This is a genomic window from Mycetohabitans sp. B3 (assembly GCF_021498065.1).
Classification (GTDB): domain Bacteria; phylum Pseudomonadota; class Gammaproteobacteria; order Burkholderiales; family Burkholderiaceae; genus Mycetohabitans.
Genome location: NZ_JAHLKN010000004.1, coordinates 47,000 through 61,180, shown reverse-complemented (window position 1 = coordinate 61,180; position 14,181 = coordinate 47,000). Strand labels below are relative to the sequence as shown.

At 61.9% G+C, this 14,181-nt stretch carries 12 protein-coding genes; 4 read left to right on the top strand and 8 right to left on the bottom strand.

The annotated features are described in order from the left end of the window. Positions 1 to 23: 23 nt before the first annotated feature. The 6 genes from KQH55_RS16755 to KQH55_RS00980 all read right to left on the bottom strand — a co-directional run bounded on the left by KQH55_RS16755 (position 24) and on the right by KQH55_RS00980 (position 8,062). Positions 24 to 593 (bottom strand): histone H1-like DNA-binding protein, encoded by a 570-nt coding sequence (locus KQH55_RS16755; RefSeq protein WP_373566343.1) that lies wholly within the window; start codon positions 591 to 593, stop codon positions 24 to 26. 440 nt (positions 594 to 1,033) lie between these two features. After that, positions 1,034 to 2,269: a ribonucleotide-diphosphate reductase subunit beta gene (locus tag KQH55_RS01000; protein ID WP_235090013.1), complete on the bottom strand. Its 1,236-nt coding sequence runs from the start codon at positions 2,267 to 2,269 to the stop codon at positions 1,034 to 1,036. Between the two features lie 391 nt (positions 2,270 to 2,660). Beyond that, positions 2,661 to 5,639: a ribonucleoside-diphosphate reductase subunit alpha gene (locus tag KQH55_RS00995; protein WP_235090012.1), complete on the bottom strand. Its 2,979-nt coding sequence runs from the start codon at positions 5,637 to 5,639 to the stop codon at positions 2,661 to 2,663. 347 nt (positions 5,640 to 5,986) lie between these two features. After that, entirely contained in the window at positions 5,987 to 6,610 is a 624-nt protein-coding gene (gene ampD, locus KQH55_RS00990) for a 1,6-anhydro-N-acetylmuramyl-L-alanine amidase AmpD (protein WP_076787442.1), read from the bottom strand. 124 nt (positions 6,611 to 6,734) lie between these two features. Beyond that, positions 6,735 to 7,073, bottom strand: coding sequence for a PP0621 family protein (locus KQH55_RS00985; RefSeq protein WP_076785486.1), 339 nt, complete (start codon positions 7,071 to 7,073; stop codon positions 6,735 to 6,737). A gap of 59 nt (positions 7,074 to 7,132) precedes the next feature. Next, positions 7,133 to 8,062 carry an inner membrane protein YpjD gene (locus tag KQH55_RS00980; protein ID WP_235090041.1) on the bottom strand — a complete coding sequence of 310 codons (930 nt, stop codon included), beginning with the start codon at positions 8,060 to 8,062 and terminating at the stop codon, positions 7,133 to 7,135. Positions 8,063 to 8,190: 128 nt separating this feature from the next. Here KQH55_RS00980 and ffh point away from each other — a divergent pair, with 128 nt between their 5' ends. Continuing rightward, positions 8,191 to 9,558 carry a signal recognition particle protein gene (ffh, locus tag KQH55_RS00975; protein ID WP_235090011.1) on the top strand — a complete coding sequence of 456 codons (1,368 nt, stop codon included), beginning with the start codon at positions 8,191 to 8,193 and terminating at the stop codon, positions 9,556 to 9,558. Between the two features lie 113 nt (positions 9,559 to 9,671). Next, the gene (locus tag KQH55_RS00970; RefSeq protein ID WP_076785489.1) at positions 9,672 to 10,220 is read left to right on the top strand and encodes a hypoxanthine-guanine phosphoribosyltransferase; all 549 of its coding nucleotides are present in this window, start codon (positions 9,672 to 9,674) and stop codon (positions 10,218 to 10,220) included. Between the two features lie 55 nt (positions 10,221 to 10,275). On the opposite strand, the gene KQH55_RS00965 is transcribed toward KQH55_RS00970, so the two are convergent. Together KQH55_RS00965 and KQH55_RS00960 are read right to left on the bottom strand one after the other, a co-directional pair. Next, positions 10,276 to 10,872 carry a MarC family protein gene (locus tag KQH55_RS00965; RefSeq protein ID WP_076785490.1) on the bottom strand — a complete coding sequence of 199 codons (597 nt, stop codon included), beginning with the start codon at positions 10,870 to 10,872 and terminating at the stop codon, positions 10,276 to 10,278. A gap of 12 nt (positions 10,873 to 10,884) precedes the next feature. After that, on the bottom strand, positions 10,885 to 12,621 hold the full coding sequence (locus tag KQH55_RS00960; RefSeq protein WP_235090010.1) for a proline--tRNA ligase: 1,737 nt from the start codon (positions 12,619 to 12,621) through the stop codon (positions 10,885 to 10,887). Between the two features lie 112 nt (positions 12,622 to 12,733). On the opposite strand from KQH55_RS00960, the gene KQH55_RS00955 reads away from it, so the two are divergent. Beyond that, a complete protein-coding gene (locus tag KQH55_RS00955; protein WP_083703755.1) occupies positions 12,734 to 13,444 on the top strand; it encodes an RNA pyrophosphohydrolase in 711 nt (236 codons plus the stop codon). A gap of 98 nt (positions 13,445 to 13,542) precedes the next feature. Next, complete coding sequence (locus KQH55_RS00950) at positions 13,543 to 14,145, top strand: CNP1-like family protein (protein ID WP_083703798.1); 603 nt, start codon at positions 13,543 to 13,545, stop codon at positions 14,143 to 14,145. The last annotated feature ends 36 nt before the right edge of the window (positions 14,146 to 14,181 follow it).

Sequence of the window (14,181 nt, the reverse complement as noted above, 5' to 3'; positions counted from 1 at the left end):
ACCGGCCCTAGTCGATGTGTCGATTACGGACGGCCGCCAGTCGGGAATGGCCATGCCGCAGCCGGGTTCAATGCGGTCTTTACCGCGTTGGCCTGCACAGCCGGCGTCGGCGTCGCAGGGGCGGCAGGGGCAGCGGCAGCCTTCTTCGCAGCCGCCTTCTTCGCAGCCGGCTTCTTGGCCGCAGCCTTCTTCGCCGGCGTCTTCTTGGCAGCCGTCGCCTTCTTCGCCGGGGCCGCCTTCTTCGCAGCGACCTTTCTAACCGCAACTTTCTTCGCCGGCGCCGCCTTCTTCGTGGCGACCTTCTTCGTGGCGACCTTCTTCGCCGCGACCTTCTTCACGGCGACTTTCTTCGCGGCGACCTTCTTGGCCGGTGCCGCTTTCTTCGCTACCGCCGCTTTCTTCGCCGGTGCTGCCTTCTTCGCTGGTGCGGCCTTCTTCGCGGCGACCTTCTTCACAGCAACTTTCTTGGCCGGCGCCGCCTTCTTCGCCGGGGCCGCTTTCTTGGCCGATGCTGCCTTCTTCGCCGCGACCTTCTTCGCAGCGGGTTTTGCTGCTGCTTTCTTTGCAGCCGGTTTTTTCTTCGCAGTAACCATCTTTTTCTCCTTCAGGTTTAGATGAGAGTTACAAACACCCTTCGTCAAAACCCGCTTCCCGCCAACGCGTTTTTTCAACGCGGCGGCTGCGAAGCGGATTATTCATCGGCGTACGCACCTACATCCTGCTTACGCTAATGAATGCGGCAAGGCGCACGAGACCGACCTAGCGGCTGCGTGCGCCAAAACACGACCGGCATCGCTGCCGGTGAATGATTTGAAGCAGTCCGACACGCGACACCGCGGCCGGAGGCTTTTCCGGGGGTAGTTTGCCCATCCCACTGAAGGGTTCGCACAGTGCCGTTCGTCGTCAGTCGGCTATCCAGGCGGTCAGGCACACATTGCATCAGGCGGCGCTTCTCCTAAACCCGTGCGACACACGCGGCGGCGTCATCGCCGCCATCGCGTGCTGCACACCCCTGCCTATTCACTGGTACGCGTTATTCCCAACTCAGCGCACCACCGGTTTGATATTCAATCACTCGCGTCTCGAAGAAGTTGCGCTCCTTCTTCAAGTCGATCATCTCGCTCATCCACGGAAACGGATTTTCCTCATTCGGGAACAACGACTCCAGGCCGATCTGCTGGCAGCGCCGATTGCAGATGAAACGCAGATAACTTTTGAACATGCCGGCATTTAAGCCCAGCACGCCGCGCGGCATCGTGTCTTCTGCATACCGGTACTCGAGTTCGACCGCATGCTTGAATAAACCGCGAATCTCTTCACGAAATGCCGGCGTCCACAAATGCGGATTCTCAAGCTTGATCTGGTTGATCAGGTCGATGCCGAAGTTGCAGTGCATCGACTCGTCGCGCAGGATGTACTGGTATTGCTCGGCGGCACCGGTCATCTTGTTCTGCCGACCCAACGCCAGTATTTGCGTGAACCCGACGTAGAAGAACAGCCCCTCCATCACGCACGCGAAGACGATTAACGACTTCAGCAACTTCTGGTCCGCCTCAAGCGTGCCGGTCTTGAACGATGGATCGGTCAACGTATGAATGAACGGGATCAGAAATTCGTCCTTCGCACGGATCGATGACACCTCATGGTACGCATTGAAGATCTCACCCTCGTCCAGGCCGAGCGACTCGACGATGTACTGGTACGCGTGCGTATGAATCGCTTCCTCGAATGCTTGGCGCAGCAGGAACTGACGGCATTCGGGCGCGGTGATGTGGCGATACGTGCCAAGCACGATATTGTTCGCCGCCAACGAATCGGCCGTGACGAAGAAACCCAGGTTGCGCTTGACGATGCGGCGCTCGTCGTCAGTCAGCCCGTTTGGATCCTTCCAGAGCGCGATGTCGCGGGACATGTTGATTTCCTGCGGCATCCAGTGGTTCGCACAGCCGGCGAGGTACTTCTCCCACGCCCACTTGTACTTGAACGGCACGAGCTGATTGACGTCGGTCTTGCCGTTGATGATCCGCTTGTCGGCCACGTTCACGCGGGCCTCGGGTGCAGGTGCGGGCGACGCGTTCGGTTGCTGGCCCGGCGCGACAGCAACATCACGCGTGAAGATATCCTGTGCCAACGGAGCGGACGTACCCGCAGCTTGCGCTGCGTACCTGGCGGACGATGCCACGGCTCCAGTCGCCGTCGTTTCTCGCACCGTTGGTTGCGCAACGCTCGGGGGAGTTACGGCAGTAATCTCGTCATCCCAGTTGAGCATAAATGTCACCATCAATTTAGATCGGTTTGTACCATCTTTTCACCAGCGATAAAAGAGTCCACTGATGAAAAACGCTCTTTTGATCTCGCATTGAGACCTTCATACAACACTTTGATCGATGTGATCGTCGAGGTCTTCGCATCGGTTGCATCACAACCCGGATCGACGCATCGCTTCATATCGATCGGCGCGGCAAGTGCGCCATCCGTTTCATCGCACTCGCCGCACTGCCATGCGCGTGGCTACCGCTCATCGCGCGTATCATGCGTCACACGATGCACACGCGATGCGTGCAAAGCAGCGCTCGTCACGTGCCTTATCGTGTGCCGCATGCAGTATGCCCGCAAGCAGTTTCAGACAACACGGTCGAGCACGCTCACACGCCAACGCATCACTGGCACGCTTCACACTCGTCGAAGCCTGCATCGCCAGGACGCAGCATGCAAACCGGTCCTGCGATCTCATCTTGTGATCCCGCATCGGCAGCGGCGTGCACACCGGCGTTGTGCGCCGTCGCGCTGCCCGACACGCCACCCGCGCCATGCATCGCGCCCACCCCACCGTCGCTGGATGGCACCGCATTGAGCGCGCCGTGCGCAACCGTCGACTTCTCAACGTGCGTCGCGGCGATTGTGCGCAGGTAATACGTCGTCTTCAAGCCGCGCAGCCAGGCGAGCTTGTAAATTTCGTCCAGCTTCTTGCCCGACGCACCGGCCATGTAGATGTTCAACGACTGCGCCTGATCGATCCACTTCTGCCGGCGCGCCGCCGCTTCCACGAGCCATTTCGGATCCACTTCGAACGCGGTTGCATACGTCTCGCGCAGATCGGCAGGAATACGATCAATGCGCGCCAGCGATCCATCGAAGTACTTCAGATCGGCCACCATCACCTCGTCCCAGAGCCCGCGCGCCTTCAGGTCACGCACCAGGTATTCGTTGACGACCGTGAATTCGCCCGACAGGTTCGATTTCACATACAGGTTCTGGAACGTCGGCTCAATGCACGCGGACACGCCAATGATGTTCGAGATCGTTGCGGTCGGCGCGATCGCGACGCAATTCGAGTTGCGCATGCCGTGCGTAGCGACGCGCTCGCGCAGCGCGGCCCAGTCCATCGTCTCGGACGAGTCGACCTCGACATACCCGCCGCGCGAGTCGGCGAGCAGCTTCAGCGTGTCCTGCGGCAGGATTCCGCGGTCCCACAGCGAGCCGCGGTACGACGAGTATCGGCCGCGCTCGCTCGCCAGTTCGGTGGACGCCCAGTACGCGTAGTAACAGACGGCTTCCATCGAGCGGTCCGCGAACTCCACCGCCTGCTGCGACGCATACGGCGTGCGCAGCAGGTGCAGGCAGTCCTGGAACCCCATGATGCCCATGCCGACCGGCCGGTGCTTCAGATTCGAGTTGCGCGCCTTGGCAACCGCGTAGTAATTGATATCAATTACATTGTCGAGCATGCGCATCGCCACGCTGATCGTGCGCTTGAGCTTATCGTGGTCCAGCACATAGCCGCCGTCCGCGCCTTGCTTCATATGCGCGACCAGGTTGACCGAGCCCAGGTTGCAGACCGCGATCTCGTTGTCGCTCGTGTTCAACGTGATTTCAGTGCACAGGTTCGACGAATGCACGACGCCCACGTGCTGCTGCGGCGAGCGCACGTTGCACGGATCCTTGAATGTAATCCATGGGTGGCCGGTCTCGAACAGCATCCCGAGCATCTTGCGCCACAGTTGCGCGGCCGGAATCTTCTTGAACAGCTTCAATTCGCCGCGCGCAGCCTTTTCCTCGTAAGCGACATACGCCTGTTCAAACTCAGTACCGAACTTTTCATGCAGGTCCGGGCAGGTCGACGGCGAGAACAGTGTCCAATCGCCCCCCTCGATCACCCGCTTCATAAACAGATCCGGGATCCAGTTCGCAGTGTTCATATCGTGCGTGCGGCGGCGATCGTCGCCGGTGTTCTTGCGCAGTTCGAGAAACTCCTCGATGTCTAGATGCCAAGTTTCGAGATACGCACACACCGCGCCCTTGCGCTTGCCGCCCTGGTTAACCGCGACCGCCGTGTCGTTGACGACCTTCAAGAACGGTACTACGCCCTGCGACTTGCCGTTGGTGCCCTTGATATGCGAGCCGAGCGCACGCACGCGGGTCCAGTCGTTGCCGAGCCCGCCGGCGAACTTGGACAATAGCGCGTTTTCCTTCAGTGCCTCGTAGATGCCGTCCAGGTCGTCCGCGACGGTCGTCAGGTAGCACGACGACAGTTGCGAGCGGCGCGTGCCGGAATTGAACAGCGTCGGCGTTGAGCTCATGAAATCGAACGTCGACAGCACATTGTAGAACTCGATCGCCCGCGCCTCGCGATCGATTTCGTTCAGCGCGAGCCCCATCGCCACCCGCATAAAGAAGGCCTGCGGCATTTCAATACGCTGCCCGTCCACGTGCAGGAAGTAACGGTCGTACAACGTCTGCAGCCCGAGGTAGCCGAATTTCAGATCGCGCGACGCATCCAGCGCGTCACCCAGCTTCTTCAAGTCGAATTGCAGCAGCTTCTCGTCGAGCAACTCAGCCTCGACGCCTCGCTTCAAGAACTGCGAGAAGTACTCCGCATAGCGCTCGCCCATCTCGGACTGCAACACCTCTTCGCCAAGGATCTCGCGGCGGATCGTATGCAGCAGCAGCCGCGCGGTGACCTGGCTGTAGGCCGGCTCCTTCTCGATCATTGTGCGCGCGGCAAGGATCGCCGAGTCGTAGACCTGCGACAACGGCACGCCGTCGTAAAGATTCTTCACCGTTTCGGCGACGATCGGCTCCGCGCTGACCGCCTCGCCGAGCCCGTCGCAGGCGGCCGTGATCACATTGCGCAACGCGGCAAGGTCCAGCGGGCGCACAATGCCATTGTCGTTAACGTTCAATCCGCCTTGCGCCGGCTGTTGCGCCACTTCGTGCGTGCGCTCTGCAGCGCGTTTCTCGCGATACAGCACGTAGGCGCGAGCGACATTGTGCTCGCCGGCCCGCATCAGCGCGAGTTCGACCTGGTCTTGAATGTCTTCGATATGGAACGTGCCGCCGTTCGGCCGGCTGCGCACAAGCGCGCGCACGACCGCCTGCGTCAGCGTCTCAACTAATTCGCGCACGCGTGCCGACGCGGCGCCCTGGCCGCCATTGACGGCAAGGAAGGCTTTGGTCACCGCGATCGCGATCTTGGACGGCTCGAACGACACCACACTCCCGTTGCGGCGAATGACCTTGTAGTCGGCAAGCGTCGCCTGCGGCGCCAATGCGCGCGCGCCATGCGCAGCGCCACCACCATGCGGCAAGCCAGCTGCGGCATTGGGCTGTTGGGACGTGACGTTCTCGGTGGTTTGCATGGGCAAAACTCCTGATCTTGTGTCGTGCGGTGAATCCGCGTTCTTGGAACGAGCGGGGCGTGGCACAGCGTATTGGCGCGGTACCGCGGCGCCCCAAAAAACGATGTCTGAGAAGGCAATGCGGCGCCGTCGATGTCAACGAGGCGCCGCATAAAAACCACAATATCTAGTAGCGACGCTGCCGCCACACACCAACTATAGTGGAAATTTACCCCAGATTCCACGAATAAATTTGCGTTCGGAGACTTGACTTTTTGGCATGCGCCACCGGTTGTGGGCTCGCCACCACGCAAGCGCAGAGACGCCGCACGCCCTGGCGTCGCGGCGTGCACCCGCGCGACACCCGTTCAGCGCAAATAGGGGAAAAACGTCGCCGGCAGCGCAAGCTGCGCACGCAACCGATGCCAGTCGAAATGCGGCCCCGGATCGGTCTTGCGACCCGGCGCGATGTCCGCATGGCCGACCAGCGCGGTGATGGGATAACGCTCACACAGTGCGGCACACAATCGCGTCAGCGTGTCATACTGGGGCGCCTCGAACACGTGCTCGTCCGAGCCCTCCAGTTCGATGCCGATCGAAAAATCGTTGCAGCGTTCGCGACCGACGAAACTCGACGCGCCAGCATGCCACGCGCGCTCATTGCACGAGACGAATTGCAGCAATTTGCCGTCCCGCCGCACAAAAAAGTGCGCCGATACGCGCAGCCCGCGCAGTCGCGCATAGTACGGGTGCGCGTCGCAATCGAGTTGATTGAGGAACAGCGCCGCCACCGCATCACCGCCAAACTGTCCCGGCGGCAGACTGATGCTGTGCACCACCACCAGCGTCGGCTCGACTCCTGCGGGACGCGCATCGAAATTCGCGCACGGCGTGTGCCGGGCGGGCCGGGCCCACCCTAGCACATCGACCACGAGGCGCGCCGGCGCGGCAGCGCCCTCGCCGCGCGGCGCGCCCGCCGCTGGATCAGTCATCGGGCCGGTCATCGGACCCGTTGTCGTTGTCAGGCCAATCGTCGGATCGGTCATCGGGCACGCCGCGCGACTCGTTGCCGCTGCGTCGTCGTTCACGGATTTCTGCGCTGCGCACATCGCCCGCTCACCGCGCATTATCGCGCCTGGCCGGCCGGACCGCGTAGCGGACAGCATGCTCGTTGGAACAAAAGGGCTGGCCTTCTACCGACACCGTCTCGCTCACGGGTACGTGTACGCCGCACTGTGCGCAACGCACTATGGCCTCCGGCAGTGCGCCGTCACCGGCGGCACCGGTGCGCCGCGTGCCAGCCGCGCCATCAGCGCGACCCTGTTCGGCCTGCGGGCGCATGGATTCCTGTTCCGCCTTGGATTCGCGGCTGGCATGCCGATCACGACGCGCGCCCTGACGCCACAGCCACTGGATGGCGAGAATTACAAAAAGCCAAAAGAGGATGCGGGCCATGACGAACGAATAAGCACACAGGAAACGATTCGGATGCCACCGCGAGCCGACTGTGTCAATCAGACCACCGCGCGATGCAACAGCACCTCCAGCACGAAGCGGCTGCCGACATACGCGAACAGCAGCGCCGCGAACGACGCCAACACCCAACGCAACGCGGTGCGACCGCGCCAGCCGCGCCGATGACGGCCCACTAGCAACGCGCCGAACATGATCCATGACACGAACGCGAACACGGTCTTATGATCCAGCTTGACGGCCTGGGCAATCAGTTGCTCGCTGAACCACACGCCGCTGATCAGCGCCAGTGTCAGCAGCACGAAGCCAGCGGTGATCAGGCGAAACAGCAACTTTTCCAACGTCAACAACGGTGGCAGCGTATCGAACCAACTCGATAACCAGTCACGCGCGGGTGGCCCCGGCGTGCGCCGCCCGGCCACGCCGCGCAGCGCGTGCAGCCGGCGCTCGACCAGCAACATGAGGATCGCATGCAACGCGGCGATCGCCAGCAACCCATACGCAACGTTAGCCAACACGAAGTGGACCTTGAACAGCGGGTCCGCCGCATAGGCCAGCACGTGTATGCCGCCGAACAGCAGCGGCAGCAGCGTAGCCACACAGGCAATGGGCATCAGCAGCAGTCGCAGCCCGTCGAGCCGGAAAAAGAAACTCTCGATCCAGTAAATGCCCGCGCCGAGCCATAGCATTGCCGACAGCGCGAAGGCAAAGCCGAATACCATCGCATCGGCCGGGAAGATCGTCATATGCAGCAGCACCCCATGCAGCACCAGCGCGGCGAACAGCACCGCGCGTGCCACCGCTGACATGCCGTTGCCGGCGCCGCGGCCGGACGCCGCCGGCAACGCGGCTACCGGCGCCGCGGCCAGCAGCGTGCCGTGCGGATCGCGCACGTGCCGATGCGACCGCCAGGCGGCGATGCCAAGGCTGCCATACAAAAGCGCGGTGAAGGCATACAGTACAATGTGCATAGTCATTCAGTTTACACTAGCGCCCCGCCGCCGGCCCGGATCTCGCTGCCCCCGTGTGTCTTGATGCACCCGGACCGCGCCACCCGCCCGGGCTCGCGTCGATGCGCGGCAAACCGCACGTAACTCCCATGCTCGACAATCTCACACAACGTATGGCGCGCGTCGTGAAGACGCTACGCGGCGAAGCCCGGCTCACCGAGGCCAACACGCAAGAGATGCTGCGCGAGGTACGCCTGGCACTGCTCGAGGCAGACGTCGCGCTGCCGGTGGTGCGCGAGTTTATCGCGAAGGTTCGGGAAAAAGCGCTTGGTGAGGAAGTGATTAGCAGCTTGACCCCCGGCCAGGCGCTGGTCGGTGTCGTACAACGCGAACTGACCGCGGTGATCGGTGGCGACTACGAGGGCAAGGCGGCCGAGTTGAACTTGGCAGTCACGCCGCCAGCGGTGATCTTGATGGCGGGCCTACAGGGTGCCGGCAAGACCACTACGGTCGGCAAGCTGGCCAAGCTGCTGCATGAGAAGCAGAAGAAGAAAGTCCTCACCGTATCGTGCGACGTATACCGGCCCGCGGCGATCGCGCAGCTGAAAACCGTCACCGAGCAGGTCGGCGCGGATTTCTTCCCGTCCCAACCAGATCAAAAGCCGCTGGATATTGCACGGGACGCATTGGACTGGGCCAAGCGGCACTACCATGACGTATTAATCGTGGACACGGCGGGCCGGCTCGGCATCGATGATGCGATGATGCAGGAAATCGCCGCGTTGCACGCGCAGCTCAAGCCGGCCGAGACGCTATTCGTCGTCGATGCGATGCTTGGCCAGGACGCGGTCAATACCGCGAAGGCTTTCAACGACGCGCTGCCGCTCACCGGCGTCGTGCTGACCAAACTCGATGGCGACTCGCGCGGCGGCGCGGCGTTGTCGGTACGCCACGTGACCGGCCGGCCGATCAAGTTCGTCGGCGTCGGTGAGAAGCTCGACGGTCTAGAGACGTTCTACCCAGAACGGATGGCCAACCGGATCCTGGGCATGGGGGATATCCTGGCGCTGGTCGAGGAGGCGCAGCGCGGCGTGGACGTGCAGGCCGCGCAGCAGCTCGCCGAAAAGGTGAAGAAAGGCGGCGCTTTCGACCTGAATGACTTCCGTGCCCAACTGTCACAAATGAAGAAAATGGGTGGCTTATCGACGCTGATGGACAAGCTGCCGGCGCAATTCCAGCAGGCCGCTGGCAACGCCGACATGTCTCAGGCCGAAAAACAGATGCGCCGCATAGAAGGCATCATCAATTCGATGACGCCGGCCGAGCGTGCCAAGCCGGAGCTAATCAAAGCAAGCCGCAAGCGACGCATCGCGACCGGCGCCGGCGTGCAGGTACAGGAAGTGAACCGGATGCTGAACCAGTTTGAACAGATGCGCGGCATGATGAAGAAGCTCAAGGGCGGCAACCTGCAAAAGATGATGCGCGGCATGAAAGGCATGCTGCCCGGGCTACGCTGAGCCGAACAGCCGCGGCGGCTGCCATCGCGGGTTTTCTCTGTGGAGCCCGCGCCGTTTTTTGATTCACACTCTTTTGATTCACACTCTCTATTAGGCCCCTCGCCGAGATCCCGATGAACCGCGAAGAAGCCCTGGATATTTTCCGCCACTCCGAGGAGATCGTATCGTCCGCCGACGTGGCGGCGTCAATCCAGCGGATGGCCGTTGCAATCCGCGACGCGATGAGTGACGAGTTCCCGCTTGTGCTGTCCGTGATGGGCGGTGCCGCGGTGTTCACCGGCATGCTGCTGCCGCATCTGGACTTCCCGCTCGAGTTCGACTATATCCATTTGACCCGCTATCGCAACACGACACGCAGCCATGACATGCAGTGGCGCGTGGCACCGGCCGAATCAGTCAAGGACCGAGTCGTGCTGGTGCTCGACGACATCCTGGATGAAGGCGAAACGATGGCAGCGATCCGAGACCGGATTATCGAGAAGGGCGCGCGTCGCTTCGCTAGCGCGGTGCTGTGCGAGAAGATTCTTGCGAAGACTAAGCCGCTGCGCCCCGATTTCTGTGGTTTCCAAGTGCCGGACCGCTATGTGTTCGGCTGCGGGATGGACGTCAATGGGTATTGGCGCAACCTATCTACGATCCGCGCGCTGAAAAGCGACGCCTGAGCCCGGTGCAGGCCACCGCGTCGGCCCGCCTGTTTTCGCTCCGGGCCTGCAACCCTTAAAGCTGTCGCATGAAGATCCGGATACCCTCGAGGATCATCTCCACCGAAATGGCGACCAACACGAGTCCCATCAACCGCTCGAACGCGGCAACGGTGCGCGTGCCGAGCCATCGCTGGATCTTATCGGCCAGTAGCAGCACGATCGCGCACACGGCCATCGTCACCGTGAGCGCGCCGATCCATTCGAGCATCTTGCCCGGCGCCTGTGACGTCAGCAGCATGACGGTCGCGATGGCGGACGGTCCCGCCAGCGCCGGAATCGCAAGCGGCACGATCAGCGGCTCGCCGAGCGGATCGCCGCCGAACGGACCTTCCGCGTGCGGAAAGATCATCCGGAGCGCAATCAGAAACAGCACGATCCCGCCCGCCAACCGCAACGACAAATCAGTCAGGTGCATCATGCGCAGAAACGCGTGGCCAGCGATCATGAATACCAGCAGGATGACGAACGCGATCGCCACTTCGCGCAGGATCACCTTCGGGCGCCGCTCTCGCGCAACATTGCGCAGCACATTGATGAACAATGGGATATTACCCAACGGATCCGTAATCAGGATCAGCAGGACCGTCGCGGATAGAAATGTGTATTGCACGGCCGTGGTCCGTCAACGTGCCAGTGCCGCGCACACCCGCTCGACCACCCATGCTGCCGCCTGTTCGAGCGGCAACAGCGTCGGCTCCACATCGCGGCGGCCCTGATACTCGATCTTGCCTTCCTTGAGGCCGCGCTCGCCGATCACGAGCCGGTGTGGCACGCCGATCAATTCCCAATCCGCGAACATCACGCCGGGACGCTCGCCCCGGTCGTCCAAGATCACGTCAATCCCCGCGCCGAGCAGTTCGTCATAGAGCTTGTGCGCCTGCTCGCGCACCGCGTCGCTGCGCTCGTAGCCCATCGGACACAGCACCAAATGAAAGGGTGCAATGGCCTCCGGCCAGATGATGCCGCGTTCGTCGAAGTTCTGCTCGATCGCCGCACCGAGGATCCGCGTGATGCCGATCCCGTAGCACCCCATCGTCATCGGTGCCGGCTTGCCGTTCTCGTCCAGGAACGTCGCGCCCATGGCTTCCGAGTACTTCGTGCCAAGCTGAAATACATGCCCGACCTCGATGCCACGGCATAGGTCCAGCTCGCCGCGGCCGTCCGGCGATGGGTCGCCCTTGCGCACGTTGCGCAAGTCCGCCACTTCCGGCTCCGGCAGATCGCGACCCCAATTGACCCCCGTCGTATGGTAGTCCATCTCGTTCGAGCCGACAACGAAGTCGCTCATATTCGCCACGGTGCGGTCCGCGACTACCTTCACCGGCTTGCGCGTGTTCAGCGGCCCCAAATAGCCGGGCGGCGCGCCAAACCAATCGACGATCTCCTGCTCGGTGGCGAACCGATAGCCGGCCAGCCCCGACACCTTGCCAGCCTTGATTTCGTTCAGTTCATGGTCGCCGCGCAGCAACAGCAGCCAAATCGTCGGGTCGGCACCCTCGTTATCCACGGCCAGCACGATCGACTTGATCGTGCGCTCCAACGCAATACCCAGATAATCGGCCACCTGCTCGCATTTCGCCTTGCCCGGCGTGGCCTTCTTTGTCAGCGGCTCGCTCGGCGCTGCGCGCGACGCGATCAACGATACGGCTTCGGCAGCCTCAACATTGGCCGCATAGTCCGAGCTAGGGCAATACGCGATCGCATCCTCGCCGGTCGCAGCGATCACATGGAATTCGTGCGACCCGGTGCCGCCGATTGAGCCGTTGTCGGCCGCCACCGCACGGAATTCGAGCCCCAGGCGCGTGAAGATTCTCACGTACGCGTCGTACATCTTCTGGTACGACAGCTGCAGCCCGGCATGGTCGCGATCGAACGAATACGCGTCCTTCATGATGAACTCGCGTCCCCGCATCACGCCAAACCTGGGGCGGATTTCGTCGCGGAACTTGGTCTGCACCTGGTAAAAATTCACAGGCATCTGGCGGTAGCTCTTGATTTCCTTGCGCGCGATATCGGTGATCACTTCCTCATGGGTCGGTCCGACGACGAAGTCACGGTCGTGGCGATCCTTTACGCGCAGCAGTTCGGGGCCATATTGCTCCCAGCGGCCGGATTCCTGCCATAGCTCGGCCGGCTGCACCGCCGGCATCAACAGCTCGACGGCACCCGCACGGTTCATCTCTTCGCGTACGATCGCCTCCACCTTGCGGACCGAGCGCAACCCAAGCGGCATGTAGTTGTAGATACCGCCGGCGACGCGGCGAATCATCCCCGCCCTGACCATCAACTGGTGACTGACGATCTCGGCATCGGCCGGCGCTTCCTTAAGCGTGCCGATGAAAAAACGCGAAGCTTTCATTCTTGAGAGGTTCCAAAACGAGGGCGCCGGCGCACCCGACTCCAGCCGGGTCGCACGGCGCCCATTAACTGTTTATAATCAAAGCAATTTTAAAGGATTCGAAGGTGGTTGTATGCTGGATCGTGAAGGCTTTCGCCCGAACGTCGGCATCATCCTCTTGAACGCGCGCAACGAGGTGTTTTGGGGTAAACGGCTGCGTGAGCATTCCTGGCAGTTTCCGCAAGGCGGCATCAAGTATGGTGAGACGCCCCTGCAAGCGATGTTTCGGGAGTTGCACGAAGAAACCGGTTTGAGACCCGAGCACGTCAAGGTCATCGGTCGCACGCGCGACTGGTTGCGTTACGAGGTGCCCGACAAGTACATCAAGCGTGAAGTCCGCGGTCACTATCGAGGACAGAAGCAGATCTGGTTTCTGTTGCGCATGATCGGACGCGATTGCGATATCTGTCTGCGCGCGACCGATCATCCGGAATTCGACGCGTGGCGCTGGAACAGTTACTGGGTGCCGCTGGACGCCGTGATCGAGTTCAAGAGAGATGTATACCAGATGGCGCTAACCGAGCTTTCCCGCTTCGTGCGACGGCAGCCCGGACGCCATGAACGTTCTGCGTCGCACCATGGCACCCGCCATCCAAAGGCGAATGCAAAAGTGGTAACGGTATCGATTAAGACGGTATGTTCGAACACCGAGTCCAGCGCTGAGCCTAACCCAGGTCGCGCAGCGACCGCAGTACTGGGCGTGGCTACCGCGGCGCTGGTCGTCGAGCCGGTCGACGCCAAGCCCGACCATGACTGCCACATGGGTTTGCCTGGCGGCGCATAGCCGCCTGAGCAAACCGCCGAGGGCCGCGGTCCGGAGATCTGCCTCTGGATCCCGGCCCTTGTGCTTTAATACACCACCTTTTGTGCCAGGAATTCGTCTTGAAACGCGTCTGCCCGCCTGCCTATCCATCGCGCCCAAGTCCGTGCCGCGTCACCGCCCTGATCAGCACGATCACCACTGCCGCACTGCTCGGCGCATGCTCGTCCCCGTCGCCGGAGCAGGGGCCCAAGCCCGGTCAGGACTTCGTCTACCTGCTGGAGCGCACGCAGAACTGGATCGAGAGCAAGGTCGATAAGTTGCCGCCGATGCCGCGCGCCGCGGACCTGCTGCCATTCGAGGTCTCCGCGACGACGAACCTACAGTTCGCCGTTGACGCGGCTTCCGTGTCGGTGGGCACTGACGGCGTCGTGCGCTATACGATCGTGATCACGAGCCCGCGAGGCGCACGCAATGTCTATTACGAAGGTTTGCGTTGTGAAACCTATGAATGGCGCCGTTATGCGGCCGCCGATGACAGCGGCGAACAATGGGATCGGGGCGCGGCAAACGGCTGGCGGCGCATCGAGAACGGCCAGCTGAACGCGTATCAGGCCGCGCTATACCAAGACTACATGTGCACGAACAAGATGCCGCAGGGCAAGGCCTCGTCGATCGTGCAGAATATCCGTTACAAACGGATCGCCGCATCGCGCTATCAATAGAGAGCCCCAATAGTGAGCCCCAGTAGCGACCCCGAT

What these genes read in the sequence shown, in the direction of transcription:
- KQH55_RS16755 (WP_373566343.1), bottom strand. Translation starts at nt 593, where the DNA reads ATGGTTACTGCGAAGAAAAAACCGGCTGCAAAGAAAGCAGCAGCAAAA.
- KQH55_RS01000 (WP_235090013.1), bottom strand. Translation starts at nt 2,269, where the DNA reads ATGCTCAACTGGGATGACGAGATTACTGCCGTAACTCCCCCGAGCGTT.
- KQH55_RS00995 (WP_235090012.1), bottom strand. Translation starts at nt 5,639, where the DNA reads ATGCAAACCACCGAGAACGTCACGTCCCAACAGCCCAATGCCGCAGCT.
- ampD (WP_076787442.1), bottom strand. Translation starts at nt 6,610, where the DNA reads ATGACTGATCCAGCGGCGGGCGCGCCGCGCGGCGAGGGCGCTGCCGCG.
- KQH55_RS00985 (WP_076785486.1), bottom strand. Translation starts at nt 7,073, where the DNA reads ATGGCCCGCATCCTCTTTTGGCTTTTTGTAATTCTCGCCATCCAGTGG.
- KQH55_RS00980 (WP_235090041.1), bottom strand. Translation starts at nt 8,062, where the DNA reads ATGCACATTGTACTGTATGCCTTCACCGCGCTTTTGTATGGCAGCCTT.
- ffh (WP_235090011.1), top strand. Translation starts at nt 8,191, where the DNA reads ATGCTCGACAATCTCACACAACGTATGGCGCGCGTCGTGAAGACGCTA.
- KQH55_RS00970 (WP_076785489.1), top strand. Translation starts at nt 9,672, where the DNA reads ATGAACCGCGAAGAAGCCCTGGATATTTTCCGCCACTCCGAGGAGATC.
- KQH55_RS00960 (WP_235090010.1), bottom strand. Translation starts at nt 12,621, where the DNA reads ATGAAAGCTTCGCGTTTTTTCATCGGCACGCTTAAGGAAGCGCCGGCC.
- KQH55_RS00955 (WP_083703755.1), top strand. Translation starts at nt 12,734, where the DNA reads ATGCTGGATCGTGAAGGCTTTCGCCCGAACGTCGGCATCATCCTCTTG.